General features: G+C 28.9%; 32 protein-coding genes and 1 pseudogene. 11 read left to right on the top strand and 22 right to left on the bottom strand.

Annotated features, from left to right (window positions below):
• Both LN42_RS00165 and LN42_RS00160 read left to right on the top strand, forming a co-directional pair.
• On the top strand, positions 1 to 756 hold the full coding sequence (locus LN42_RS00165; RefSeq protein ID WP_075780036.1) for a hypothetical protein: 756 nt from the start codon (positions 1 to 3) through the stop codon (positions 754 to 756).
• A 59-nt stretch (positions 757 to 815) separates the two neighbouring features.
• Positions 816 to 1367 (top strand): NUDIX domain-containing protein, encoded by a 552-nt coding sequence (locus tag LN42_RS00160; protein ID WP_014295564.1) that lies wholly within the window; start codon positions 816 to 818, stop codon positions 1365 to 1367.
• 21 nt (positions 1368 to 1388) lie between these two features.
• Here LN42_RS00160 and LN42_RS00155 read toward each other — a convergent pair whose 3' ends face one another.
• From LN42_RS00155 to ltaE, 3 genes are read right to left on the bottom strand one after another with little or no spacing between them, the layout of a single operon-like run.
• Positions 1389 to 1889 carry a hypothetical protein gene (locus tag LN42_RS00155; RefSeq protein ID WP_075780035.1) on the bottom strand — a complete coding sequence of 167 codons (501 nt, stop codon included), beginning with the start codon at positions 1887 to 1889 and terminating at the stop codon, positions 1389 to 1391.
• Positions 1886 to 2377, bottom strand: coding sequence for a permease (locus LN42_RS00150; RefSeq protein WP_014295562.1), 492 nt, complete (start codon positions 2375 to 2377; stop codon positions 1886 to 1888). The genes LN42_RS00155 and LN42_RS00150 overlap by 4 nt, the downstream gene beginning before the upstream one ends.
• Before the next feature lie 4 nt (positions 2378 to 2381).
• Entirely contained in the window at positions 2382 to 3410 is a 1029-nt protein-coding gene (ltaE, locus tag LN42_RS00145; RefSeq protein WP_014295561.1) for a low-specificity L-threonine aldolase, read from the bottom strand.
• An 85-nt stretch (positions 3411 to 3495) separates the two neighbouring features.
• On the opposite strand from ltaE, the gene LN42_RS00140 reads away from it, so the two are divergent.
• A complete protein-coding gene (locus LN42_RS00140) occupies positions 3496 to 3939 on the top strand; it encodes an SRPBCC domain-containing protein (protein ID WP_075780034.1) in 444 nt (147 codons plus the stop codon).
• Positions 3940 to 3970: 31 nt separating this feature from the next.
• Here LN42_RS00140 and LN42_RS00135 read toward each other — a convergent pair whose 3' ends face one another.
• Positions 3971 to 4546, bottom strand: coding sequence for an HD domain-containing protein (locus tag LN42_RS00135; RefSeq protein WP_014295559.1), 576 nt, complete (start codon positions 4544 to 4546; stop codon positions 3971 to 3973).
• Positions 4534 to 5214, bottom strand: a complete 681-nt coding sequence (sfsA, locus tag LN42_RS00130; RefSeq protein WP_075780033.1) for a DNA/RNA nuclease SfsA — start codon at positions 5212 to 5214, stop codon at positions 4534 to 4536. The genes LN42_RS00135 and sfsA overlap by 13 nt, the downstream gene beginning before the upstream one ends.
• A 172-nt stretch (positions 5215 to 5386) precedes the next feature.
• On the opposite strand from sfsA, the gene LN42_RS00125 reads away from it, so the two are divergent.
• Positions 5387 to 5959, top strand: a complete 573-nt coding sequence (locus tag LN42_RS00125) for a sulfurtransferase TusA family protein (protein ID WP_014295557.1) — start codon at positions 5387 to 5389, stop codon at positions 5957 to 5959.
• Between the two features lie 43 nt (positions 5960 to 6002).
• On the opposite strand, the gene lpdA is transcribed toward LN42_RS00125, so the two are convergent.
• The 7 genes from lpdA to LN42_RS00090 all read right to left on the bottom strand — a co-directional run bounded on the left by lpdA (position 6003) and on the right by LN42_RS00090 (position 10326).
• Positions 6003 to 7364 (bottom strand): dihydrolipoyl dehydrogenase, encoded by a 1362-nt coding sequence (gene lpdA, locus LN42_RS00120; RefSeq protein ID WP_014295556.1) that lies wholly within the window; start codon positions 7362 to 7364, stop codon positions 6003 to 6005.
• 135 nt (positions 7365 to 7499) lie between these two features.
• Positions 7500 to 7769 (bottom strand): sulfurtransferase complex subunit TusB, encoded by a 270-nt coding sequence (gene tusB, locus LN42_RS00115; protein ID WP_014295555.1) that lies wholly within the window; start codon positions 7767 to 7769, stop codon positions 7500 to 7502.
• Between the two features lie 10 nt (positions 7770 to 7779).
• Positions 7780 to 8136: an intracellular sulfur oxidation protein gene (locus LN42_RS00110; protein ID WP_075780032.1), complete on the bottom strand. Its 357-nt coding sequence runs from the start codon at positions 8134 to 8136 to the stop codon at positions 7780 to 7782.
• A gap of 10 nt (positions 8137 to 8146) precedes the next feature.
• Positions 8147 to 8500, bottom strand: a complete 354-nt coding sequence (locus LN42_RS00105) for a DsrE/DsrF/TusD sulfur relay family protein (RefSeq protein ID WP_041638396.1) — start codon at positions 8498 to 8500, stop codon at positions 8147 to 8149.
• A gap of 31 nt (positions 8501 to 8531) precedes the next feature.
• Positions 8532 to 9002: a rhodanese-like domain-containing protein gene (locus LN42_RS00100; RefSeq protein ID WP_014295552.1), complete on the bottom strand. Its 471-nt coding sequence runs from the start codon at positions 9000 to 9002 to the stop codon at positions 8532 to 8534.
• Between the two features lie 40 nt (positions 9003 to 9042).
• A complete protein-coding gene (locus LN42_RS00095; RefSeq protein ID WP_014295551.1) occupies positions 9043 to 10062 on the bottom strand; it encodes a YeeE/YedE family protein in 1020 nt (339 codons plus the stop codon).
• 24 nt (positions 10063 to 10086) lie between these two features.
• The gene (locus LN42_RS00090) at positions 10087 to 10326 is read right to left on the bottom strand and encodes a sulfurtransferase TusA family protein (RefSeq protein WP_014295550.1); all 240 of its coding nucleotides are present in this window, start codon (positions 10324 to 10326) and stop codon (positions 10087 to 10089) included.
• Between the two features lie 281 nt (positions 10327 to 10607).
• Here LN42_RS00090 and LN42_RS00085 point away from each other — a divergent pair, with 281 nt between their 5' ends.
• Together LN42_RS00085 and tdt are read left to right on the top strand one after the other, a co-directional pair.
• Positions 10608 to 10937 carry a helix-turn-helix transcriptional regulator gene (locus tag LN42_RS00085; protein WP_075780031.1) on the top strand — a complete coding sequence of 110 codons (330 nt, stop codon included), beginning with the start codon at positions 10608 to 10610 and terminating at the stop codon, positions 10935 to 10937.
• Positions 10938 to 10957: 20 nt separating this feature from the next.
• Complete coding sequence (gene tdt, locus LN42_RS00080; protein ID WP_075780030.1) at positions 10958 to 11962, top strand: tellurite-resistance/dicarboxylate transporter; 1005 nt, start codon at positions 10958 to 10960, stop codon at positions 11960 to 11962.
• 20 nt (positions 11963 to 11982) lie between these two features.
• Here tdt and LN42_RS00075 read toward each other — a convergent pair whose 3' ends face one another.
• The 8 genes from LN42_RS00075 to LN42_RS00040 all read right to left on the bottom strand — a co-directional run bounded on the left by LN42_RS00075 (position 11983) and on the right by LN42_RS00040 (position 18927).
• Positions 11983 to 13227, bottom strand: a complete 1245-nt coding sequence (locus tag LN42_RS00075; protein ID WP_075780029.1) for a DUF1015 domain-containing protein — start codon at positions 13225 to 13227, stop codon at positions 11983 to 11985.
• Between the two features lie 164 nt (positions 13228 to 13391).
• The gene (ybeY, locus tag LN42_RS00070; RefSeq protein WP_014295546.1) at positions 13392 to 13823 is read right to left on the bottom strand and encodes an rRNA maturation RNase YbeY; all 432 of its coding nucleotides are present in this window, start codon (positions 13821 to 13823) and stop codon (positions 13392 to 13394) included.
• Entirely contained in the window at positions 13813 to 15180 is a 1368-nt protein-coding gene (locus LN42_RS00065) for an HDIG domain-containing metalloprotein (RefSeq protein WP_075780028.1), read from the bottom strand. Before LN42_RS00065 ends, ybeY begins: the two co-directional genes overlap by 11 nt.
• Positions 15167 to 16153: a PhoH family protein gene (locus tag LN42_RS00060; protein ID WP_075780027.1), complete on the bottom strand. Its 987-nt coding sequence runs from the start codon at positions 16151 to 16153 to the stop codon at positions 15167 to 15169. Before LN42_RS00060 ends, LN42_RS00065 begins: the two co-directional genes overlap by 14 nt.
• Positions 16154 to 16175: 22 nt before the next feature.
• Positions 16176 to 17156, bottom strand: coding sequence for a 2-hydroxyacid dehydrogenase (locus tag LN42_RS00055; protein ID WP_075780026.1), 981 nt, complete (start codon positions 17154 to 17156; stop codon positions 16176 to 16178).
• A 16-nt stretch (positions 17157 to 17172) separates the two neighbouring features.
• Positions 17173 to 17619, bottom strand: a complete 447-nt coding sequence (locus tag LN42_RS00050; protein ID WP_014295542.1) for an LPP20 family lipoprotein — start codon at positions 17617 to 17619, stop codon at positions 17173 to 17175.
• A gap of 92 nt (positions 17620 to 17711) precedes the next feature.
• On the bottom strand, positions 17712 to 18017 hold the full coding sequence (locus tag LN42_RS00045) for a ferritin family protein (RefSeq protein ID WP_014295541.1): 306 nt from the start codon (positions 18015 to 18017) through the stop codon (positions 17712 to 17714).
• A 46-nt stretch (positions 18018 to 18063) separates the two neighbouring features.
• On the bottom strand, positions 18064 to 18927 hold the full coding sequence (locus LN42_RS00040; protein ID WP_083635604.1) for a glycerophosphodiester phosphodiesterase family protein: 864 nt from the start codon (positions 18925 to 18927) through the stop codon (positions 18064 to 18066).
• Positions 18928 to 19054: 127 nt separating this feature from the next.
• Here LN42_RS00040 and dnaN point away from each other — a divergent pair, with 127 nt between their 5' ends.
• From dnaN to LN42_RS00020, 4 genes are read left to right on the top strand one after another with little or no spacing between them, the layout of a single operon-like run.
• On the top strand, positions 19055 to 20323 hold the full coding sequence (gene dnaN / locus LN42_RS00035; protein ID WP_014295539.1) for a DNA polymerase III subunit beta: 1269 nt from the start codon (positions 19055 to 19057) through the stop codon (positions 20321 to 20323).
• Positions 20323 to 20793 (top strand): 2-C-methyl-D-erythritol 2,4-cyclodiphosphate synthase, encoded by a 471-nt coding sequence (gene ispF / locus LN42_RS00030; protein ID WP_075780025.1) that lies wholly within the window; start codon positions 20323 to 20325, stop codon positions 20791 to 20793. Before dnaN ends, ispF begins: the two co-directional genes overlap by 1 nt.
• Before the next feature lies 1 nt (position 20794).
• A complete protein-coding gene (nfi, locus tag LN42_RS00025; RefSeq protein WP_041638394.1) occupies positions 20795 to 21496 on the top strand; it encodes an endonuclease V in 702 nt (233 codons plus the stop codon).
• Positions 21483 to 21740 carry a hypothetical protein gene (locus tag LN42_RS00020; protein WP_014295536.1) on the top strand — a complete coding sequence of 86 codons (258 nt, stop codon included), beginning with the start codon at positions 21483 to 21485 and terminating at the stop codon, positions 21738 to 21740. The genes nfi and LN42_RS00020 overlap by 14 nt, the downstream gene beginning before the upstream one ends.
• 25 nt (positions 21741 to 21765) lie before the next feature.
• Here the strand turns inward: LN42_RS00020 and LN42_RS00015 are convergent, their stop codons facing one another.
• Complete coding sequence (locus LN42_RS00015; protein WP_014295535.1) at positions 21766 to 22497, bottom strand: SagB/ThcOx family dehydrogenase; 732 nt, start codon at positions 22495 to 22497, stop codon at positions 21766 to 21768.
• Between the two features lie 142 nt (positions 22498 to 22639).
• Between LN42_RS00015 and msrA the strand changes: the two are divergent.
• Positions 22640 to 23128: pseudogene (msrA, locus tag LN42_RS00010) on the top strand (peptide-methionine (S)-S-oxide reductase MsrA); the annotation flags it as partial.
• 34 nt (positions 23129 to 23162) lie between these two features.
• Here msrA and dnaA read toward each other — a convergent pair.
• Positions 23163 to 24527 carry a chromosomal replication initiator protein DnaA gene (gene dnaA / locus LN42_RS00005; protein WP_014295533.1) on the bottom strand — a complete coding sequence of 455 codons (1365 nt, stop codon included), beginning with the start codon at positions 24525 to 24527 and terminating at the stop codon, positions 23163 to 23165.
• Positions 24528 to 24640 lie beyond the last annotated feature (113 nt).

Below are 24640 nucleotides of genomic sequence, written 5' to 3'. Positions count from 1 at the left end.
ATGAAGAAATTTCTTTTCTTATTTTTTGTTTTTGTATTATCGTTATTAGTATTTTCCGAAAAATTCTATCTTTTAAATGGTAAAGTTATTGAAGGTAAATTAGTACACTATTACAATGGTATATACGATGTGCAATTGAAAGATTCTTTAATTCAACTTAATGAAAAAGATATCGTAAAAATTATAATTCCAAAGCACATTGAAAAATATGTTTATCCTTTTATTGAAAAATCAAATGAATGGAAAATAGGAGGAAGAAGACAGGGCGGTAGCTTAATATATGTAGATACTGTGGATGGTAAAAAATGGTTAAGAATACATAAAGACGGTTTTTCTGAAAACAATTTATATAAAGATTTCAAACTTCCATATGGAAATAGAACACATGTTAATTTATCTGTTGATATGATGGGATTCACTTCAAGTACAAAAAGTACTGATGAAAAAGAATATTCTTTAGCAGGATTATTAATTGTTTTTATGGATAAAGATGGATATGAAGTTGGAAAAACATCATATGTATGGGGAAATAATTCCTATCCTTTTGAAAAACATAAATGGATTAATCGATTATATGCTACAATGTATACGCCATTTGAATTAAACTTTGATGTATCTAAATTTGCAAATGAAAAAGCTGATAAAATGAGAATTGTATTCTGGACATATTGTAGTAGTAATAAAAAGGATTTGGTTGCCGATTTATGGATTAAAAATTTCAACTTGATTTTATCGTATCCAACATTTGAAAAATAATCTCAAGTCTCCCTAACGGGAGGCTTTATTTTTAGAATATTATATTGAAGGGGGATAATATGAAAAATATCGAAAAATTTTTTAACACCATAAAAATTAACTTTGACATTAATAGATTACTTAAAAATGAAAATCAAAAAATAGCTGTAATGTGTTATGCTGAAAATGAATATGGTGAAGTTTTAATGCTTGAAAGATATAAAGAACCATTTGCAGGAAAATTAGTTCCGCCTGGTGGAAAAGTAAAGGATAATGAAGAGATTATTGAAGCAATGAAAAGAGAGTATATGGAAGAAACAGGTTTTAATTTAGAAAATATTGAACTAAAAGCATTTACTTCCGAAGAAGGTCCAGAACATTATAACTGGATATTATTTATATTTTTAGCGAAAATAAAGAAAGAACCTCTGCCAGAATGTAATGAAGGTATTTTAAAATGGATAAATAAAAAGCATTTTCAAAAAGAAAACTTAACGGATATAGATAAAAAGATTATTCCATATCTTTATGATGAAAAAGACTTTATTTATTTCTTTGAAATCAATTATGATGAAAATAAAAAAGCTCAAATAATAAATATTCAGGAAATAAAAAAGCCTTATTCTCCTTAGCTCTGGAATAAGGCTTTTTTTTTATTTTCCATATTTTTTAAATAAATAATTCATTATTATCCCGCTAAAAAACGCAAATAATATTATAAAGAAGTTTAACAACAATACATATTTTACATCTAATAAGCTCAATGCAAGCGGCATCCATTGAATCTTAACTGACCATGCAGCAATTGTTGCTGCAACTACCCCAACACTTGCTCCTTCTTTTATTAGTTCAGCAAAGAAAGGATAAAATGCAAATGCTGGTCCAACCATCATTGTTCCAAAAACTACTCCTAATGACATTCCTTTTAATCCACTTTCATGGCCAATAAACTTTGATATAGTTTTCTTGGTTACTACTTCTGAAATGTATCCAGTTAAAAATGCAACACCAATTATTACCAATGAAAGATTTAATAATGTTTTTAACGCATAAATAACTCCATTTATCGCTTTATCTGGATTAATTATTATAAGAACAATTGCAATTATTAAAAGAATAAATTCCATCATGAAATTTTTTATAAATTGCTTCATATTATCATCTCCATAATAATGGAAATTATAATAATAGAAATAACTGCAAGAGTATTTCTAATCAATGTAAATTTTTTACCCAAATATTGAAATTCATAAGTTATAAACATTATCCCAAGCATAACCCAGGATAATAAAAACGCTGTTACAAGAGATACAGTTGCATTATTCTGGAAAAGATATTGGGCTATTGGATAGCCGCTGGCAGGTGGCCCCATCATAATTGAACCTGTAATTAATCCTGCTACTACTCCTTTTATACCTGAAAAATTCAATAAAAATTGTCCAACTTTGTCTGGAGCAAGAAAATTCTGCAACATTCCTATAATCAAAAATATTATGAATAACCTTAAAACATTTTGAATTAAGTTCTTCTTACCTTTCTTCAATGCCTTTTTAAACTTTTGTTTTTCATTTTTCCTCAATAAAGAAATATATAACCCCATAACAAATAAAACAAAAATTCCACCACTAATTATTGTACTCATACTATCATAACCCCTTAAAATATTTATTTATTATATCTATAGTTTTATCTATATCCTCTTTTTTAATCCAATAATGGGTTACAAACCTCCATATTCCCTCTTCTGGAGGATTAATTTTTATACCGTTTTTTCTCATATAATCAATAAAATCTATATTTTCAAAATCCCTGTTAATTTTAAAAAAGACCATGTTAATATGAACCTCTTCAACTATATTGATAAAATCAAATTCTTCAAGCTTTGATTTTAAATATTTGGCATTTTCATGATCTTCATCCAGTCTTAATCGCATTTTTTCAAGTGCAACAATTCCTGCTGCAGCAAGAATCCCCGCCTGTCTTAATCCACCACCCATAATTTTTCTTCTTTTTTTAGCTTTTTCAATAAAATCTTTGCTTCCAACTACTACAGATCCAACTGGAGCACATAATCCTTTAGAAAGGCAAAAGCTAACAGAATCGGCATATTTGGCAATTTCTGACGCTTCGACTTTTAAATAGGTCGCTGCATTAAAAATCCTTGCACCATCAAGATGAATGGGAATACTATATTCATCAGCTATTTTCCTTATTTCTTTAAAATTTTCCAGAAGTATTACTCTTCCATTGGAATGTGCATTCTCAAGACATATTAAACCCGTTTTTGGATAATGTATATCTTCTTCTTTTCTAATCTTTCTTAAAACCTCTTCAGGTGGTAAAGCACCTTTATCAGAATTCACAGTTCTTAACTGAACTCCTGCTATTATAGATGCTGCACCTGCTTCGTGCTGAACAATATGACAATCATCACCAACAATTACTTCATTACCGCGTTCACAATGTGTAAATAAAGAAAGTTGATTTCCAAAAGTACCGCTTGGCACAAAAAGCCCTGCTTCTTTTCCTAATATATGCGCTGCCATTTCTTCTAATTTTTTTATTGTAGGATCTTCTTCGTAAACATCGTCACCAACCTCAGCTTTACACATTGCTTCTCTCATTTCTTCTGTTGGTTCAGTTACTGTATCGCTCCTTAAATCTATAAACTTCACAAAAATTCCCCCTCAAAGTTATAAATGATTAACTAAATTATACTATAATTCTTATTGAAATGTCAAAAAATGGAGGTAATGGATTATGGTCGAAACACCGCCAATTGAAATAATTGAATATTTTAATGCTCCAATAGAAAAAGTATGGAATGTTTTTGTTAATGAAAATGGTTGGAGTCCATGGTTTACTGATAAAATGTATATGGAATTAAGAAATGAAGGTAAAATCACATTTTTATGGAAGCAATTAACCCTTGGTGAAATTGTGGAAGATGAAGGATATATTGAAGAAATAATAGATAAGCGGTTAATAATATTCTGGTGGTATAAAGAAGAAAGAGGATATCGTTCAAAGGTTGAAATGTCTTTTTCTAAAGACGAAAATAACGGAACCTGGCTTAAAATAATTGATTATACACAGGTATATACTCTCGATGAATTACAAATAAAATATGGTTGTGCATTAGGTTGGGGGCAAATGCTAACCCTTGCAAAATTATGGATAGAAAAAGGAATTACAATTATATAAGAAATTCCAGCTGAATTCTCAGCCAGAATTATTAAATTTTAAATATTAAGTTTAATTCCCTTTCCAGTCCTTCCACAAAATTTTTAATAATTTTATTTTTTTCTTCTGCCATTTTTTTAGCGGTTTTCGTATGCATTAAATCTCCTAATTTCAGTATTTTTTCATAAAAATGGTTTAGTCTTTCTTTTATATCACCACCATTTTTATGCATAAATACCCTTGCTATTCCAATATTTCCTAAAGCGTCAAGCCTATCTGCATCCTGTAAAATCTTTGCTTCAAGTGTTTCAGGAATTAAACCCTTGCTAAATCTGTGAACTTCTATACAATATTTCACTTCATTAACATATGGATAATTTATTTCTTTTAAAAATCTTTCTGCCCTCAATGCCCCTTCTATTGCATGATCTTCAATTAATCCTTTTAATTCATCTGCTCTTGCAATATCATGTAAAAGAGCAGAAATTATCACAATTTCTTTATTGGCATTTTCATTTTCTGCTATAATTTCAGCATTTTTCGTTACCCTTAATATATGCCCAAAATCATGCGAATGTTCGTGCTCTAAGTTTAATACATATTCATATATCTTTTTTATATAATCCATTTATCTTCCTCCATAATATCTAACTCTTTTTTATAGATTATCCATTCATCTTGAAATTCAAACAATAACGGATGAACTTTTACCCCTTTATTAATTGCTTTATAGAATGTTTTAGCAAATAATTTATCGGTTTTAAAATTTGGAGAAAAAACTTCTGCTTTTGAAAATACTAAAATATAAACTTCTGTTTCATAGCCTTTTTCTTTTAATTCAATTAATTCATTTAGATGTTTAGTTCCTCTTTTTGTTGGAGCATCTGGGAATAATGCAATTCCATTTATAGATAAAGTACATCCTTTTACTTCAATCCATGTTTTCTCATTACCTAAAAAATCTATTCTGCTATTATTGTACTTTACTTCTGCCTGTAATTTCTCAAACCTTTTTTCAAGCATTTTTTGAGCAATATATCTATGATACATTGAATTAACAAGTACATATTTATTATCTTTTTTAGCAGCAATTAAATCCCACTTTGTTTTTCTTTTTTTATTTGAGACAGATTTTATCAAAACCTCATTTCCAGAATATAATAACTCCTTTAATCTTCCTGGATCATGAACGTGAACTTCATGAATTTCATTGTTAATTTCAATTTTTGCAAGATACCTATTTGGTCTGTCAATAAAAGTTCCTGTTTGAAGATTTTCTATTTTTATTACTTTCATAAATTCCTCCTAACCGCTTTTTATAATATTATATCAAGAAAATATTTTTGTCCAAAATTAATATATTCATATTAATAAAAAAACACTATTTTATTAATAATCAAGAAAAGAAATTTTTTTATTATTATTGTAGAATGAATATGAAAACATATAGAAAGTGAGATGATTAAAAATGTCTAAAAAATTAACTCTTCACGAACTCTTTAAAACTATTTCAAATCAAACAAGAATTGAAATATTAATATCTATCCTTGATAATCATTTAACTACTTCAGATATAGCCAATAGGTTAGGCTATGATATTTCGACAGTGTATAGACATCTCACACATATGAAAAAAATTGGAATTCTAACTTCTTCAAGAAAAAAAGGTATTGAATATTTTGATTTTGCATCAACTAAAATATTTCGTATTTTAGAGTATGCCATTGAATTTGTTTCCGAAATAAATGGAACGGGAATAATTGATTGTTCTGATTCTACAATATGTCCATTTGATCAAAATAAATTAAATATAAAACCTGATATTATTCTTGATATGCGTGGAGAAATATGCCCTATCCCTGACATAAAAACAAGAAAAGTGCTTGAAAATATGGATAAAGATAAAATCTTATTGGTAATTGTAGATTATCCATTATCTGCAGAAAGGATTCCTATTTCGGTAACTAAAGAGGGCAATACTGTTTTGGGAAAAATTAGTGAATTTCCTGGTGAAATAAAGATATATATAAAAAAGTCCTGACAACCTTTAAATATATGTCAGGACTTTTTATTATTGGATATCTTTAAATATGTAAAGCCATTCCTTCAGCGTCTTCAAATGCTCCAAGTATTGTTTCTGTCAAAGTTGGATGTGGATGTATATCATTTGCAATTTCTTCAACAGTCAATCCATGTTTAACAGCAAGTACTCCTTCCATTATCATATCGGTTGCCGATGGTGATACTACTGCAAAACCAAGTACTTTACCTGTTTCTTTATCAGCAATAACCTTTGCAAATCCTTCCCTTTCTTCCATTGTTCTTGCTCTTCCATTTGCAGAAACAGGAAATTTCCCTATAACGATTTTTTCTGGATCGAGATCTTTTTCTTTTAAACCTGTTGAGGCTACTTCTGGTGATGAGAAAATTATTGATGGAACTGCTGAATAATCCATTTTCATTTCTTCGCCAGCTATATTATGAGCAGCAACAATTCCTTCAAACATTGCAACATGTGCAAGCATTATCTGTGCTCTTATATCTCCAATTGCATATACATTTTCTATATTTGTTCTCATTCTTTTGTCTGTAACAACACCTTTTTCTATTTTAACTCCAAGTGCTTTTACATCTTCTGGAATATATGGTCTTCTTCCAACTGCAAGTAATACTTTTTCACCTTCGATGATTTCCTCGCCTTTTTCTGATTCTATTGTTACTTTATATATTTCTTCTTTTGAAACTCCCTTTACCTTTGTCTTTTCAAGAACTTTTACACCTTTTTTGGTTAAAGCTTTTTTTACTTCCTGTGCAATATCTGCATCTTCAAATGGCAATATATGGTCTGCAAGTTCAACAATATATACCTTTTTTCCAAGCGAAGAGAAGAATGTAGCAAATTCAACACCAATAACTCCTCCACCAACAATAACTATACTTTCTGGCAATTCTTTCATATTATTAAATACATCATCACTTGTCCATATTCCTTCAACTTCGCTAAATGGTGGAAATATAGCTGGTACTGAACCATGGGCTAATACTAAATTTTTTCCTTCAATAACTTCTCCACTTTCTTCGATTTCTACATGATTTTTATCTTTTATAATAGCATTTCCTTTCATTACATCTATATTATTCTTTTTCATAAGATATTCTATACCTTTTCTTGACATTGTAATGGATTTATTCATGTGTTTTAGAATTCCTGCAAGATCATAAGACACATTATCTACTTTTATACCAAACTTTTTTGATTTACCTATAATATCTGAATAAAGATGTGCAGCAGTCAATATAGCTTTTGTAGGAATACACCCCTGATTTGTACATGTTCCCCCAAGATTATTTTTCTCAATAAGGGCAACCTTTTTCTCAAGTTGTGCCAATCTAATTGCTGCAACATATCCTCCTGGTCCTCCACCTATTACAATTGCATCATACATCCTTACCCCTCCTAACCTTTTATATTCAGATATAATTTTATCCTTTTAAAAAAAATACTTATTAACCTTTAGATTAACAAAAAATAAACTCTTAAAAAAATAGGGGAGTTATTAGCTCCCCAAAAATTACTTTACTTATCCAATAAACTTTTCCTGTTTTTCTATAACTTCAATCAAACCGTTATAATCTACCAGCTTTACATTTGCATCTTCATCAGAATATCCTCTCGCATTAAAATCTTCTTTTAATAATACTACTTCTGCATCTGTTAATTTTTTTAAATTTTCAAAATTCCAGTATATTCCGTTTTGTATTAAAACTATTGTATCATCGTTTTTTGCACTTTGAATCTTAAGTCTTTCTACAGGATGATCTATACCATATTTAACCATAATTAAGGCCACAATAACCACCTCACATAAATATTACGTAATCAAAATCATGAAGGAAATCAGATAAATCTTTTTCTGATATCATTTGAACCTGATAATTTTCATCTATATTTTTCACATGATATCTTTCAACATCTTCTTTTAATGCATATACAGGTGTTTCATATCTTTTTATAAATCGTTGAACAATTTTTATTGGCAATAACCCCAGTGATTCTGGTTTAGTGTCGGCAGATATACCTGTTACTGCTTCTTTCATAACCATTACAGCTGGTTCTATATCTTCACCATACATACCAAATGCTGTTCTAAATGCTTCGTTTATCCATATACTTCCTACAGGAGATTGATAGACTACAAACAATACTTTTTTATCCATTATTTTCACCTCACGCCATAAAGCTTATGAATCTATCGCTTTCATATATTAATTCAGCAAGTTCTGGCAATCCACTTGGATTAGAACCTTCAACAATCATATCCTTTGTAATGCCTCTATAATCCATACAAATTCCACAAATTTCAACTCTTCCACCCATATCTACAACTTCTTTTAATAATGAAGGTATTTTCCTATCACTTCTAACGGGTTTTATTTTATCGTTTGAAGCTATTGCAGAATCACAGAATAAGAAAATTGTCACCTCATGCCCTTTATTCAAAGCAGCTTTTGCTATATTTATAGCAGAATCTATATCCTGATAAGTATATGGTTGAACCATAACCTGTATAGCTATTTTCATATTATTGCCTCCTATATCTATATTCTTATAATCAAGAGCAGCCTCCACCAGTTGTTCCAGGTAATCCTCTTCTAATTGGATATCTTTTGTTTTTCCATGCAGTAAATCCACCTGAAACGCTTAATACATTGTATCCCATTTCTTTCAATGTTTTAGCTGCTAAAATTGACCTTCCTCCGGATTTACAATATACAACTATAATCTTATCTTCTGTATTTTTCACAAGCGATGCAATTTTAAATTCCAATAATCCTCTAGGTATCCAATGTGCATTTGGAATATGTCCAGCTTCAACTTCATTTGCTTCTCTAACATCAAGGAATATATATTTTGAATCTTTTGATTTATATATCTTAAATGCTTCTTCAACACTTATTTCCTTTACAACAGCTTTTGCATCAGCAATAAAATCTTTAGCTGTTTTTACCTTAATTTCTGCTGTTAATGTTGTTATCAATAATATCAATACCAATAATGCCAATAAACCCTTTCTTAATTTCATAATTCCACCTCCATAGATTTATAATAATTTATAAAAATAATTAATCCCTTTCATAAAGCCAGTAATAACCAGCCCAGTTTCCAAGAAAAAAGAATATTGTTGTTAAAATAGAACCTATAGCAAGGTGTGAAAATCCTGTAAGGAAATGTCCAATATTACAGCCACCTGCCAAAACAGCTCCAAATCCCATTAAAATTCCACCAAGAGCTACCTGTCCAAACACTTTTGGATCTCTTGGTGCTCTAAATTTGAATTCTTTGCGAATTAATGCGCTTACTAAAGAACCAAAAATAATTCCAAGAATAAACATTCCAGACCAGCCTATATATTTACCGCCTATAAGATAATTCATTAAACTTACCCAGCCACCAGTAATTCCAAGACCATATGTTTGTTTTGTTAAATATCCTAATGCAGAAACAATTACTGTAAGGATACCCAACAATTTCCAGTTCCATGCTGAATCTGGCCTTTCAGTAGTTTTTGTTTTCCAGAGAATATACCATACAATTACCGCAAAAATTATTGCTGGTATCCATGGATTTACCTTTAAAACAGTTGCAATTGTTGGTCCAACAGCGTCATATGCATAATATTTCCCATCACCTTCAACAGTATATACCGGACCTTTTAATAACGAAATTAAAGGTTTTAAAAAGCTTGCTTTAGATGCTGATGCAAATATTGCATAAAATAATGCAGCAATCCACGCGCTTATCATTCCTTCTCCGGTTCTATATGTAACACCACTTGCACATCCACCTGCTAAAACCATTCCAAACCCAAAAATTAAACCTCCAAGTATATTTCCAAGTGGTGCAAATGCGAGCGGATGTAATTGTATTAAACCAAATTGAGCCATTGCAACAAACACAAGTGAATTAATAGAAATTGCCAAAAAAATAGCTTTCATCAAATAATTGTCACCAAAAAACTTAACATCTCTAATTGCTGAGTTAAAACATAAACGCCCTCTTTGTAAAATATAACCAAATAAAAGTCCTACTCCCAATCCAAAATAAATTTCATATTGATAAAGAATATCAAGGAATCCGTCCATTTTTAATCATCCTCCTATAAGGAATTATTTCACTTTTATGTAAATTTTCCATTCGCTATTACCAGCTTCTTTAACCTCTAATACTTCATGCCCTAGTTTTTTCACAGTTTCCGGAATCCTTTCAACTGACATTGCATAATCAATTAAAACCTCTAAAATTTCACCTGATTTCATTTTTTTTAATGCCCTTTTTGTTTCTACATCTGGCACCGGACAAACTTCTCCTCTTACATCAATTGTTTTTGTTACTTCATAATTTGCCATAGTAACTCCCTCCTTATTTTTAGTGATTTTATTCACTTTATATATAAAATACACTTTCTTTTTTTACCAAATTTTAAAATTACTTTTTTCACATTTATTATATCTATTTATTGTTAAATAAAAATTTCTATTTTTTTACAAGTTGGTAATAATGAAAAATATTATTTAGATATCTTATTTGTCCTTCCTAATTTTTTATTTTTATTTTTCCTTCATTTTACATTAACATTATTAATTTATAATATATCCGGATATCCGGATATTTAGAAAGAGGTGTTTTAATGTTAGAAGAGTTAATGAAAATTCTTGCCGATAAAACCCGTTTACGTATTTTAAATCTTTTATTTTATAGGCCACATTGCGTTTGTGAATTAACTAAAATTCTTGATTTACCTCAATCTACTGTTTCAAGGCATATTTCAAAGATGCGACTAATTGGAATTATTATGCCAGAAAAAATGGGAACTCTTACAAAGTATTCTATTAATGATAAAATAGCAAATAAATTCATTTTTTTTAATTACTTAAAACATGATCTTTTTAACGAATACTCTGAAGATATAGAAAGAAGTAAAGAATATGTTGTCTTAGATAATAATTGCAATCTTTAATATTTCAAGGAGGTAGTTATATGAAAGCTAAAGAATTTCAACCATCATGGTTTGCTGGCATTATGGGAACAGGTATTTTTTCTATCACTTCTTTGATTTTTTCACAATACTTTTCCTTTCTAAGATCGTTTTCTTATTTCCTTTTCTATCTCAATATTCTCTTGTTTATCATTTTTTTATCTTTATGGATTGTGAAATTTTTTATTTTTAAAAAGGATTTTTTAAAAGATTTTTATCATCCGCTTGTTTCCAACTTTTTCTCAGCTTTTGGTGCTGCAATGCTTGTTATATCAGCAAATATACAAATGTTGTTTAATAATTCTTTTTCATTTTCGTTTGGATTCTGGATTGCAGGTACATTTTTTACTATTTTATTCGGCATCATAACTCCATTTATTATGTTTAAAGAAAACCATATAAAACTTGATCACATTTGTCCAGCGTTTTTTATTCCGCCAGTTGCTTTTATTGTTATTCCAATTCCAGGAAGTTTTTTTATTAATCATTTTCAGGGTTGGGTAAATGATTTTATTATTTTTATCAATTACTTTAGCTGGGGAACAGGCTTTTTTCTATTTTTAATAATGTCTGCAATTTCAATGTACAGATTTATTTTACATCATCCATTACCAAATATTATGGCACCAACTATATGGGTTAATCTTGGTCCTATCGGTGCTGGAACAACAGCGTTAATTAAACTAACAAAAGCATCTAATTTTATTATTTCAAAAGATGTTTTTTATGGATTTTCATTTTTATTGTGGGGTTACGGTATCTGGTGGTTGCTAATGGCTATTTCTTTAACTATATATTATTCTAAAAAAATGAAGATACCTTTTACTTTATCCTGGTTTGCTTTTATCTTCCCTACTGGGGCTTACATAACAGCAACTCATACAATATCATTAATATTTAAATTTAAATTTATAGATTATTTTGGATTTATTATTTATTTCCTTTTAGTATTTTTCTGGTTTGCAACTTTCTTTAATTTATTGAACAAAAAAACGGGCAATTCATAACGAATTGCCCGTTTTTTTTATTATATTTCGTGAATTAATAATCCTGATCTTAGTTTTGGTTCAAACCATGTTGATTTGGGTGGCATTGTTTTATTATCATCAGCAACAGCCATTAATTCTTCTATTGATGTTGGATACATGGAGAATGCAACTTTCCAATTTTTACCGTCAATCCAATCTTCTAAAGCTTTTACTCCTCTAATTCCACCAAGGAAGTGAATTCTTGGATCTTTTCTTGGATTTTCAATTCCAAGTATTGGATCTAATAAATAATTTTGAAGAATATAAACATCTAACTGTTCCACAGGATCATTTTCATTAACTATTTCTGGTTTTGCTTTTAATACATACCATTTTTTATTAATATACATTCCAAATTCGTGTCTTGATTTTGGTTTATATGGTGATTCTGGTGCTTCTGAAATTTCGAATTTTTCTTCTACTTTTTTCATAAATTCTTCGTCATTTAATCCGTTCAAATCTTTAACTACTCTATTATAATCAAGGATTTTTAATTCGTCATGCGGGAATACAACAGCCATAAAGAAGTTGTATTCTTCATTTCCTGTATGCGCAGGATTTTTTGATTTTAATATTTCCTTTGTTCTTGAAGCTGCAGCTGCTCTGTGATGACCATCAGCAATATATAATGCTTCAACGCTTTTAAATGCTTTTTGTAATTTTTCTATTAATTCTTCATCTGTTAATACCCATAATTCATGATGAACTTCCTTTTCATCTGTAAAGTCATATATTTTTCTTGCTGCTTCAATCCCTTTGTTTATTAAATCCTTTATTTCTTCTTTTGATTTAAATGTAAGGAATACTGGACCTGTTTGTGCTTCTAAAATCATTATGTGCTTTGTTCTATCGTCTTCTTTATCCTGTCTTGTTAATTCATGCTTTTTAATTAAACCTTTTTGATATTCATCAACAGAAAATGTTGCAAAAATTCCTGTTTGAGAATGCCCCTGCCATGTTTCTCTGTATAAATATAATGCAGGTTTTTCTTCTTCCATTAAAACTCCTGTTTCTTTAAATTTATCAAGATTTTCTTTTGCTTTTTTATACACAACTTCACTGTGTGGATCTATATCTTCATTGAATTCTACTTCTGCCCTTGTAACTCTTAAAAAACTGTTTGGATGTTTTGAAACTATTTCTTTTACTTCTTCTTCTTCTAAAACATCATATGGGGGACAGGAAAATTCCTCTACCATATTTTCTACAGGTCTTAAACCTTTAAATGGTCTAATCACTGACATTTTGACTCCTCCTTTAATAAATTTTGTTTTAAAATCGTCTTTATTATAACAATTCTAATGATTATAAACAACCTGATTATTTTAAAAAACGCTATTTTAAAGAAGGAATATGGGGAATTATTAACTAAAATCTTTCAGTTGCATAAGTATGAAAAATTTTTCAATTAGATAATTCCTTTTTCTTTCAACTCTTGAAAATATTTATCCTGTTTTGGAAACATTATTTTTTTATCTTCTTCATTTATATGATCATATCCACATATGTGTAATATTCCATGAACTAAAATATAAAAAAATTCTTCTTCAAAGGTATTATTAAAGTCTGGAGCCTGTTCTTCAATCCTTTCAACAGATATCATTATATCTCCAATTATTTCTTCATCTAATCCATATTCAAAGGATAATACATCTGTTGGTCCTTTCTTGTTTCTATATTCTTCATTATACTTAGCAATTTCATTATTATCTGTAATTACTATATTTAATTCATAATCTCCTTCGCCTATTTCCTTTAATAATACATATTTTGACACTTCTTCAACTTTTTTTTCATCAATTTTTTTTAAATCTTGATTGTTAATTACATTAATTTTCATTTTTATTCCCTTCCTTCAATAATTCCTGCGGAATTTCCGGATAACTAATTCTGGAATGATTCATATTCAGTATTGTTTCTATCATTGAGTCCTTTATTTTGTTTATTTCAGACAAGGTTAAACCGCAATCATCAAGTTGCCCTTCAAAAAAGAGGTCCTGTATCAGTTTATCAAACCTTTCCGATAAAGTCTTTTTATTTAACTCTTTCATGCTTCTTGTAATTGCTTCTATATTATCCGCAATCATTAAAATAGCAGATTCTTTAAATTGTGGAATTGGTCCTGGATATCTGAACTCCTCTGCTGGAATATTCAATTCCTGTTCAAGATTCTTATGGAAGAAATATCTTTTTATTCTTGTTCCGTGATGTTGTGCTATTAAATCTTCAATGAGTATAGGTAATCTATATTTTCTTGCCAGTTCAATTCCATCTGTAACATGTTTATTCAAGATAATAGCACTAAGTTTCGGATTTATTTTATCATGCGGGTTTATACCTTTTTGATTTTCGGTAAAAAACAATGGTCTTAAAGATTTACCTATATCGTGAAAATATGATCCAACTCTTAACAAAACAGGATTTGCATTTATCGATTCAGAAGCACTTTCAACAAGATTTGCAATAATCAAACTATGATAATATGTTCCTGACGCATTAAATGATAATTTTCTTAATAATGGATGATTCAAATTCCCCAATTCCAACAATCCAATATCGGAATATATTCTTGTTATATATTCAAGATATGGCAACACTCCAAGAATTAATAACATTTGTATAAAATTAGAAAAACTTATTACAGGAATAGCCTCATAGTCAAATTGATAATATAACAGATAAGAAATGATCTGGACTATTATAGCCGAAAAAGCGGGAATTATAATCCTTACCCTCGAATAAAGATTTTTGCTAAAATATGCTGCTACATTCCCTGTAATAAATAGAATAATAAATAACTTAAACGATGAACCAAGTAAAAGTGCAAAATAAAAAGAAAAACCTAAAGATATTAATAATCCCATATAAAAATCCATCATCAAGGTTATCATTACAGTAACAAAAACAGGTGAAATTGCCGGATCCGAATAATATTTTAAAGCTATTATATTTAACACTATACCTATATCAAGTACAGTTAAAAATGTTGCCCAATAATTTTTAGGATGTAATTTGAATTTTTTATTTTTATTCATAAAAAACTCTATTATCCCAAACCAGAAAGGGATAAGTATCAAAAGGGAATTATACAAAAATTCTATGGATACATTTTTCCATAAAAATATTTCAGAAAATATAGATAATATTGAAAAATTAAGTACTATTATCACTATTTTTAACTTATTAAATTTTTTCATTTTTCTTCACCTTGATTTTCTCAAAATTATCATAGGCTTTTATAATTTCTTTAACCAATGGATTTCTAACAACATCATTTTCAGTTAATTCTATAAATGAAATCCCATTTATATTTTTTAATATTTTTTGAACAGCTAAAAGTCCTGAATCCTTTTTGTTTTCAAGATCTATTTGTGTAATATCTCCTGTAATAACAGCTTTTGAATTAAATCCTATCCTGGTCAAAAACATTTTCATTTGATAATATGTAGTATTCTGCGCTTCATCAAGAATAATATATGCATTATTCAAAGTTCTTCCTCTCATATATGCCAATGGTACCACTTCTATAATTCCTTTTTCTTTATATTCAACTATTCTATCTGCTGGCATAAAATCCATTAACGAATCATAAAGCGGCCTTAAATAAGGATCAACTTTTTCGTATAACGTTCCTGGCAAAAAACCTAATTTTTCACCTGCTTCAACTGCAGGTCTTGTTAATATAATTCTCTGTATTTGACCTGTTTTTAAAAATTCAACCGCCATAGCTACTGCAAGATATGTTTTCCCCGTTCCGGCTGGTCCTATACAAAAGACTATATCATTTTTTTTCATTGTGTTTATATATAACGACTGTCCGTGTGTTTTTGCCTGAACTCTCATTCCACTTACTGTAGTATTTACAACACTTTTATATGATTTAGATTCATTTTTTTGAATTGTATTTTTATTATTTTCATATAATGAAGTTATATATTGAAATTCTGTCCAATCAAGCAAATGTCCATTTGAGGTTATATCTATTATTTCCTTTAAAATGCTTTTTACCCTTTCAATATTGTTTTTTTTATTTCCTACTATAACAATTCGATTATTTAAATAGCTAATCTCAACATCAAATTTGTTCTTTAAATATTTTACCCTATTATTATAAGTACCGAAAAGTTCTATAATTTCTATGTCATCCGGTATATTAATAAACTCTTTAATAAAATATCACCTCACAATTAGCTTAATATTTATGTTCATAATCAACTATTGACAATGGTTTTCCTGTTTTCAAATATGATTTAATACTTTCAATAGTATAATCTATACCTGCTGTTGTTGCATGAAATGAATAGCCACCTACATGCGGAGATAAAACAACATTATCAAATTCCCATATAGGATATTTTGAAGGATACACATTTTTATTTTCTTTTGTTGGATAATTAAACCATACATCCAAAGCTACACCTTTTAAAATTCCTTCTTTAAGAGATAAATATAACCCTTCTTCATCAATTAATTTCCCTCTTCCAATATTTATTATATACTTATCTTTCATTTTCATAATCCGTTCCTTGCTCAAAATATTAAATGTTTTTTCAGTTAACGGAAGAGTTAAAAACAACATTTCGCTTTGTTCAATTATTTCATCAACATCATAATAAACTTTATCAACATTTTCTGGAATATAATCAATCTTTTTGTTTTTTAATATATGAATTTCAGTATCAAAAGGTTTTAAAAACCTGGCTATATTTTTACCAATTTCTCCAAATCCAAGTATTCCTATTTTCATTCCTTGAATTGAGTGCCATGATTCAAAAATCGATTCTCCAACTGTAAAACCATGCCATACTCCATTTTTTAAATCTTCATGAAATGGAATAACTTTTCCAAGAAGAGCTAAAGCTAAGGCTACAGCTCTTTCAGCGACATATTTCCCATTCCCATGAGCATTTGAAACAATAATATTCTTTTCTTTTAATATTTCCAAAGGTAATTGTTCAACACCAGCAAAAGGAACAAAAATTATTTTAAGCTTTTCTGCTATTTCTAATTCTGTTTCATTTATAAATCCACCTATTATTGCTTCAGCATTTTTTAATAATATTTCTTTATTTTTTTGAGGAAATATTATTTCTATTTCCGGGAATTCCTTTTTTAATTCTTTCAATTTTTCATCCCAGTAACTATTAAATTGATGCAAAAACAGGATTTTCAAAAGAATTCCTCCTTTTTTAGAAGTACTTTATTCTTTTTCCAATAATATTTTCTATATCCTTTTTATATATTCTTATAACAACCCATGCCATTCCTTCATTCATATCAAATCCCTGATTTATTTCCTGGGCACCTTTTATTAAACCATATAATTTTGATTCAATTTCTTTGTTTTGCATAACGAAATCTTTTACAGTTGTACTGGAATCAATATATGTCCCATAAACATATTCCACTGCTTTTGTATATGCATCCTGCCTTGCAGCCTCAAGAGCTGCAAGTTTTGCCTGTGCTTCATGAGGAAAAGTTTTGTAATCAATAATTCCAAATCCTTTAAAATCATGATATGAAGTATTCTTTTCCATATCAGGTTGAGCAAATATACCACTATTCGTAGCTCCACATGAATTAAATGTAATTACTATAATAAATAATGCCAGAATAAAATATAATCTTCTTTTCATACCAACACCTCCCATTTTCCATATACAGTACATATTATACCATATATTTTTCATATAAAAATGGCTAATCTCAGACGAGATTAGCCATTTTATTATTCTTTTAACTTTTCAATTTCCTCTTCAACCTCTTTGGCACCCTCTTCATAATACTTTTCTTCATCAGGTGCAAGTTCTTTCAATAACCTTAAAAATTCTCCTGCGTGTACTCTTTCTTCATTGGCAATATCAATAAGAACTTCTTTTGCCAATTTGTTATCCGTAGATTCTGCAAGTTGCATATACATTTGAACTGCCTCATATTCTGCTGCAACCATGAATCTAATAGCCCTTACCAATTCTTCATGAGATAATTTCTTATCCTTTTTTAATCCAGAAAATGGATTTGCAAATTCAGGCATATTATCCCCCCCATCATGTAATAACCCATAGATTTTTCTATAAAAATCATTTATAATAATTCACTATTTTTTCAATATCATCTGTAATTACAGCATCTATATAACCATCTAAATTTTCTAATGTTTTAATATCATTTAATGTCCATATTACAATATGCAACCCAATCTCAGAATATTTTGATATTAATGTTTTAAAATTATCTAACCCCAACATTTCAATTCCTTCAACTGGAAGGTTTAAAGAATAAAAATTAAGCTCTTTGTGTAAGTCCATTATTTTTTCTATTCTCTCTTTATCTTCAATTAATAGTCCAAGATCTATATCTTTATCAAGATTTCTTAAACGTCTCAAACTTTCAATTTCAAATGAAGAAAATAGAACTCTATCAAACGCATTAAAACTTTTAACAACATTATATGCAAGCTCAGAGGCATCTGGATCTTTTATTTCAACATTAATATATGCATATTCTGGTAATTTTACAAAAACCTCTTCAAGCGTAGGAACTGGCTCTCCGTCTATTTTTATTTTCATTATTTCTTTCGAAGTCATTTCTCTAATTTTTCTTTTATCACCTGTGATCTTTTCAAAGTTATCATCATGATGAATTATTAAAACATTATCTGAAGAAAGGTGAACATCAAGCTCCACACCATCTCCACCATATTCTATAGCTTTTAAATAAGCTAAAATTGTGTTTTCTGGATATTTACTCCTATATCCTCTATGACCAAGTATTACAGGTCTATCTTTCATCTTTCTTCCTCCTTTAATTTTATGTGTTGCTTTATATTTTTCAATATCTGAAAATATTTTATTATAATTAATTTCATCGTTAAATTTATCATATACCATTGATAATGAAATAATTATAGAAAAAACAATAGTTATGATCTTTAAAAATCTCACAATTTCACATCCTCATATATATTATACTATATATTACTTGATTTTTAATGAAGATTTATTGTAAAATAGAATATATAAATATTTTTATATGAAATAATCAAATAAAATAGATTGAGGAGGAATAAAAATGATTTATAAGCTAGAAGTTACAAGAAACAAGCTCTTAAACCTTATGGATATGGCATCAAAAGCTGTGGCTAAAAAAACAACAAACCCTGTATTATCTGGATTTAAGTTTTCTGTTAAGGATAACAATTTACACCTTTACGCAACAGATTTACAAACTTCTTTTCATGGTGTTTTAAGTAACATATTATTTGAAGAGGTTGAAAAAATAGACAATGAATTATTCGGAGAAGAAAGCGTTTCAGCTGATGCTGTTGAAAATGAAAATTTTGAAGTTATTGAAACCGAAGAAGAAAACAACACATTATTTTCCCCTGAAGAAATAAAGACTGATTCAACTTCTTTAAAACCTGAATTTGTAGTTGATGCTACAAACTTTGTAGATATTATAAGAAATTTAAATTATGAAAATATTAATATCTATATTGAAGGAAAAAACATTAAAATTATTGCTGGAAAATCTGAATTTGTAGTTCCAACAATGGATCCTGAAGATTTTCCGGAAATAGTACCAAATAAAGTTGAAGAAGGAATATTTACATTTGAAAAAACTAAATTATTAGCTATGATTGAAAAGGTTATTTTTTGTGCATTAAAAAGCTCTGAAAATATTTCAAAAAATTTAAATGGTGTTTATTGGGACTTTAGAGAAGGTGGTTATTTAACTCTTGTTGCTGCAGATGGTTATAGATTAGCACTTGCTGAACTTTCATTAGATACAGTAAATATGCCACCATCATTTTTATTATCTCTAAAAAGTATGGAAGAACTCGTAAATGTTTTAAAGAGCTCAAAAACCGAAAACATAGAACTTTTCTTTGATGGTTCCAGGGTTCTAATATTCCTAGAAGACGATAAGGTAGAAATAATCTTAAATGTCGTTGATGCACCTTTCCCGGATTATATAAATATAATTCCTCAGGCATTTAAAACAAAAGTTATTGCGTCAACAGATTTATTCCTTAATGTTTTAAAAAGAGTTTCAATTGCTGCAAAAAATGATCAGGTAAAAATAGAAATAAAAGATAGTATTATGGAATTATCAGCGAAATCACCTGATGTAGGTCTTGCTGTTGAAGAATTAGAAGTTGATAAAGAAGGTGAAGATATATTAATAGCTTATTCTCCAAAATATCTAAGAGAGGCTATTGACCATATTGCAACCGCTGAGGTTGAATTTAATATTACAAGTGAAAGCTCACAAACAATGATAAAACCTGTTGGCGATGATTCATACATGTATATAGTTATGCCAGTGAGGTTACAATAATGTTCAGAGTTGGTTTTGGATATGATGTACATCCTTTTGAAAAAGGCAAAAAATTATATCTTGGCGGCATTGAGATAAATTCTGATTTAGGATTAAAAGGGCATTCCGATGGGGATGTCCTTATTCATTCTATAATTGATGCATTACTTGGTGCATGTGGATATGAAAATATAGGAGAGCTTTTCCCTGAAACTGAAGAATATAAAAATATAGACAGCAAAATTCTATTAAAAAAAACTATGGAAAAACTTTCAAATATCAAAATAATCAATATAGATACCACCGTTGTTACTTCTTATGTAAAGATAAACAAATATAAAACGGAAATGAAAGAGCTTTTATCAAAATTAATGAGAATTTCACCTTCCCAAGTTAATATAAAAGGAAAATCAGGAAATTCGCTTGGAATCGGCGGCAAAAATGAAGGTATAGAAGCTTATTGTGTTGTATTAATTGAGTGTGGTGAATAAATTGGATTATAATCATATTCATGATTTTATAGATTTAGATTATAAAAAGTGCATAAATATACAAAAATCTTTAATAAATCAAATTTCACTAATTCCTTTGTCAAAGGAAGTTAATGTGGTTGCAGGAGTCGATCTTTCGTTTTATAAAGAATTTGGATTGGCAATTATAGTAATAATAGATAAAAATTTCAATGAGTTAGAAGTAAAATATCATTATCAGGAAATTGAATTTCCATATATACCTGGATTATTGGCTTTTAGAGAATTACCTGTCTTTTTAAACGCATGGAAAAAAGTCACTATAAGACCTGATATTGTTTTTTTTGACGGTCATGGAATTGCTCATCCAAGAAAAATGGGAATTGCTACTCACGCTTCATTTTTTATAGAAATTCCGACTATTGGTATAGCAAAATCAAAATTATATGGTAACTTTGATGAACCTGGAAATAATAAAGGTGATTATTCATATATTTATGATAAAAAAGACAAAAAAATTGGCTGTGTTATTAGAACGCGTGAAAAAACAAAACCTGTTTTTGTTTCACCGGGGAATTTCATTACAATAGATGAAGCCAGATATTTTGCTTTAAAATTTTCTACAAGGTATAAACTCCCTGAACCAACAAGATTAGCACATTATTACTCTCAAAAAATTAAAAATGAAATCTTTCCAAGGAGGAATGCAAATGGAAAAATTTGAACTTGAAGTGCTTGAAGTAAAAGGTGAAAAAATTGAAACATGGAAATTCAAAGTTAATACTGACGATAAAGAGTCAATTTCTGCTTTAAAAGAAATTGTGAATTATATAAATGGAACTGATAAAAAAATGGTTATAGACCCTATTGATACAGTATGGACTTATATCTATTTATATCCAACCAATGTATTTACCGAAGAAGATAAAGACTTCTTTAAAGAAAAAATAAATGTAATAGTAAAATAGCAGCCATTTCAGGCTGCTATTTTTATTAAATTTTACCTATTGGTGCAAGATAAACCACAAACTCATCTTTACCATCTACTTCAATTAATTTATCCATTAAATCCTGATCATACGCAGCAACTGCACATGTCCCACAATTTATTGATTCAGCAAGTAAATATAAATTTTGACATACATGTCCTGCATCAATAGAAATTGTCTTATGAGCCTCGTTTTTGTACTTCCATTCTGTTCTATAAGGGATTGCACTCCAAACAAATACAACAGCACTCTCTCCTATAAACCTTTGGCCTAATGTAGCTTCTATAATCTCTTCTCTTAAGTTTTCAAATTTTATTGGGAGTAATTTATGTTCTGTGGATATATATCTATAAATTCCTTTTTCCAATCCTTTAACATTAAACACAACAATATATGTTTCAAGAGGATGTGTAGCTCCTGCAGATGGAACAGTTCTAAAGGTTACTTTATCCTTTACCACTTTTTTTACACCTTGCGTATAAAACAACATATAGGATAATTCTTCCAGACTAATAGGTTTATCTTTATATCTTCTGCGACTCTGCCTATTAAACAATAAAGAAATGAAATCATTATTTATCGGTTTAAAACCTTTTATGTCTGGTAAATTTATTAATTCCGTATCCTGAGGATATGGTTTTATATATGGAGGATTTTTAATTCCCTTTTTTCTATCTGGCAAATCCACTTCAAGATTCTTCCAATTCGATTTTAAAACCTCTCTTCCGCATTTCATCTTTCTTCCCTCCCTTAACAAATTCATTGTTGTTATTTATATTATATCAGATTATTATAATATAAAAAAGTTGTTTGTTTTCCTAATTTTATGGTAAAATAATATATATACATTTTCTGGAGGTGAAAATATGAAAAAAACAATTTATCTTGCTGCTGGTTGCTTTTGGGGAGTAGAAGATTTATTTAAAAAATTAGATGGTGTAATGGATACTGAGGTTGGATATATGGGTGGAAAAACAGAAAATCCCACATATGAAGAAGTATGTACAGGAAGAACAGGACATGCAGAAACTGTAAAAGTTATATATGATAATGAAATTATCTCAACAGAAGAATTATTAAAATATTTTTTTGAAATACATGATTTCACTGAAATAAATAGACAGGGACCTGACATCGGAACACAATATAGAAGTGTTATATTTTACACCGAAGATGAGCAAAGGGAATTGGCTGAAAAAATTATATCTATTTTACAGTCAAAATATGATGTAGCTACAAAAATAGAACAGGCGAAAGAATTTTATTCTGCTGAAGATTATCATCAGGACTATTATGAAAAAACAGGAAAAAAACCTTACTGCCATTACAGAAGAGAAGAAATTACAAAATTTTTTATTTCTTTATAATAAAAAACTGTACCCTGAAATATAAGGGTACAGTTTAACTTGCTGTTTGATCATGAATCTTTTCTGCTTCTTCAAAAACTCTTCTTATATCATCAATTCTTCTTTTTAAGACAAGATTCCCTGTAGTTAATTCCTTTTCTATTTTCTTTATAGCCTGACTTACAGTGGAATGATTCTTACCAACAAAAGACGAAATTTCCTTTACTTTCATCTTTCCATAATTTTTTAATAAAAAGGTTAAAACCTGACGCGCTTCAGAAATTTCCTTCTTTCTGGTAGTGCTAAACAATTGATCTCTTGTAAGATTATATTCTTTTAATACAGACTCCAAAATAAGATTTTTCTTTAATACAGCTAAACTCTCTTTATTTTCCATAGCAATTTTCTTATGTCTTTTTAATGAGCTATACAATTTCTTCACAGTTTCAACATTTATAGGCTCCCCAGTAACCTTGCTATGGAAAAAGAGATTTAAAATTAAACCTCTTAATTTTCTTAAATTATTATCTATGTTATCTACCAAATATGTAACAACATCATCGGAAATATATAAAGAACTCATCTCTGCCATTTTCTTAGCAATTCTTAACTTTGTTTTTTTATCAGGCTCATTTACATTAACAACCAATCCCATTTCAAATCTACTTATTAACCTTGGATGAAAGGTTGCCAATTCTTCAGGCGTTCTATCAGAACAGATAATAATTTGTTTTCCAAGATTAAATAATGTATTAAATGTATGGAAGAGTTCTCCCTGAGCCATGTCCTTTCCTATTAAAAATTGAACATCATCAATTAATAAGATATCAACCTTTTTTCTATAACGTTCTCTAAAATCATCCATCTGTTCTTCTCTTAAAGAACGCATCATATCATTCATAAACTCTTCTGCTGTTACATACATAACCTTTAAATTTGGAGATGTTTCCATAACTTTATTACCAATAGCATGTAATAAATGCGTTTTTCCTAAGGCAACATCGCCATATATAAACAATGGATTGTATTTCCCTGGATTATTCGCTACCTCTAACGCAGAATAATATGCCACTCTGTTAGATTCTCCAACAACAAAATTTTCAAATGTATATTCAGGATTAAAGTCGGATAATTTTAAAGGTCTTTCCTTGATTAATTTTCCAGCTGGTTTATTCTTATTTTGGTCAGCTGGTATAAATGTAAATTCAACCTTTACTTTTTTAGAAAGAATTTCAGAAAGCGTATCCGACACAAGATTACCATATTTCTTTGCTACGAAATCTTTTATAAAAAGATTTCCCATTCCTATTATTACCCTATCTCCCTGTATATCGAGAATCTTGGCAGAGGTAAACCATTGATCCCAGGTAAGTCTATTTATTTTCGATTTCAATTGCTCCAACAGTTCTTCCTTCGACACAACAATTACCCCCTGACCAAAAAATAAAAATAATAAAACGAGGTGCACTATATAGGATATCAGATTTAACATACTTAATCAAGAAAAAATTTCATGAACTTTGTTGAGATTTA

It is taken from the genome of Marinitoga sp. 1137 (assembly GCF_001941525.1).
GTDB lineage: Bacteria > Thermotogota > Thermotogae > Petrotogales > Petrotogaceae > Marinitoga > Marinitoga piezophila.
Note: the sequence above shows the minus strand (reverse complement) of the source record. Positions and strands in the feature narration are given on the sequence as shown.

Excerpts from the sequence above, each read along its gene's own strand:
- LN42_RS00050 (WP_014295542.1), bottom strand. The coding sequence starts at position 17,619 with ATGAAAAGAAGATTATATTTTATTCTGGCATTATTTATTATAGTAATT.
- LN42_RS00135 (WP_014295559.1), bottom strand. The coding sequence starts at position 4,546 with ATGGATTATATAAAAAAGATATATGAATATGTATTAAACTTAGAGCAC.
- tdt (WP_075780030.1), top strand. The coding sequence starts at position 10,958 with ATGAAAGCTAAAGAATTTCAACCATCATGGTTTGCTGGCATTATGGGA.
- ispF (WP_075780025.1), top strand. The coding sequence starts at position 20,323 with ATGTTCAGAGTTGGTTTTGGATATGATGTACATCCTTTTGAAAAAGGC.
- LN42_RS00110 (WP_075780032.1), bottom strand. The coding sequence starts at position 8,136 with ATGGATAAAAAAGTATTGTTTGTAGTCTATCAATCTCCTGTAGGAAGT.
- sfsA (WP_075780033.1), bottom strand. The coding sequence starts at position 5,214 with ATGAAAGTAATAAAAATAGAAAATCTTCAAACAGGAACTTTTATTGAC.
- LN42_RS00150 (WP_014295562.1), bottom strand. The coding sequence starts at position 2,377 with ATGAGTACAATAATTAGTGGTGGAATTTTTGTTTTATTTGTTATGGGG.
- ybeY (WP_014295546.1), bottom strand. The coding sequence starts at position 13,823 with ATGAAAATTAATGTAATTAACAATCAAGATTTAAAAAAAATTGATGAA.
- LN42_RS00165 (WP_075780036.1), top strand. The coding sequence starts at position 1 with ATGAAGAAATTTCTTTTCTTATTTTTTGTTTTTGTATTATCGTTATTA.
- LN42_RS00105 (WP_041638396.1), bottom strand. The coding sequence starts at position 8,500 with ATGAAAATAGCTATACAGGTTATGGTTCAACCATATACTTATCAGGAT.
- LN42_RS00065 (WP_075780028.1), bottom strand. The coding sequence starts at position 15,180 with ATGAAAAAATTTAATAAGTTAAAAATAGTGATAATAGTACTTAATTTT.
- LN42_RS00015 (WP_014295535.1), bottom strand. The coding sequence starts at position 22,497 with ATGAAATGCGGAAGAGAGGTTTTAAAATCGAATTGGAAGAATCTTGAA.
- LN42_RS00090 (WP_014295550.1), bottom strand. The coding sequence starts at position 10,326 with ATGGCAAATTATGAAGTAACAAAAACAATTGATGTAAGAGGAGAAGTT.
- LN42_RS00020 (WP_014295536.1), top strand. The coding sequence starts at position 21,483 with ATGGAAAAATTTGAACTTGAAGTGCTTGAAGTAAAAGGTGAAAAAATT.
- dnaN (WP_014295539.1), top strand. The coding sequence starts at position 19,055 with ATGATTTATAAGCTAGAAGTTACAAGAAACAAGCTCTTAAACCTTATG.
- LN42_RS00160 (WP_014295564.1), top strand. The coding sequence starts at position 816 with ATGAAAAATATCGAAAAATTTTTTAACACCATAAAAATTAACTTTGAC.
- LN42_RS00085 (WP_075780031.1), top strand. The coding sequence starts at position 10,608 with ATGTTAGAAGAGTTAATGAAAATTCTTGCCGATAAAACCCGTTTACGT.
- LN42_RS00155 (WP_075780035.1), bottom strand. The coding sequence starts at position 1,889 with ATGAAGCAATTTATAAAAAATTTCATGATGGAATTTATTCTTTTAATA.
- LN42_RS00140 (WP_075780034.1), top strand. The coding sequence starts at position 3,496 with ATGGTCGAAACACCGCCAATTGAAATAATTGAATATTTTAATGCTCCA.
- lpdA (WP_014295556.1), bottom strand. The coding sequence starts at position 7,364 with ATGTATGATGCAATTGTAATAGGTGGAGGACCAGGAGGATATGTTGCA.
- LN42_RS00125 (WP_014295557.1), top strand. The coding sequence starts at position 5,387 with ATGTCTAAAAAATTAACTCTTCACGAACTCTTTAAAACTATTTCAAAT.
- LN42_RS00045 (WP_014295541.1), bottom strand. The coding sequence starts at position 18,017 with ATGCCTGAATTTGCAAATCCATTTTCTGGATTAAAAAAGGATAAGAAA.
- LN42_RS00095 (WP_014295551.1), bottom strand. The coding sequence starts at position 10,062 with ATGGACGGATTCCTTGATATTCTTTATCAATATGAAATTTATTTTGGA.
- LN42_RS00075 (WP_075780029.1), bottom strand. The coding sequence starts at position 13,227 with ATGTCAGTGATTAGACCATTTAAAGGTTTAAGACCTGTAGAAAATATG.
- LN42_RS00100 (WP_014295552.1), bottom strand. The coding sequence starts at position 9,002 with ATGAAATTAAGAAAGGGTTTATTGGCATTATTGGTATTGATATTATTG.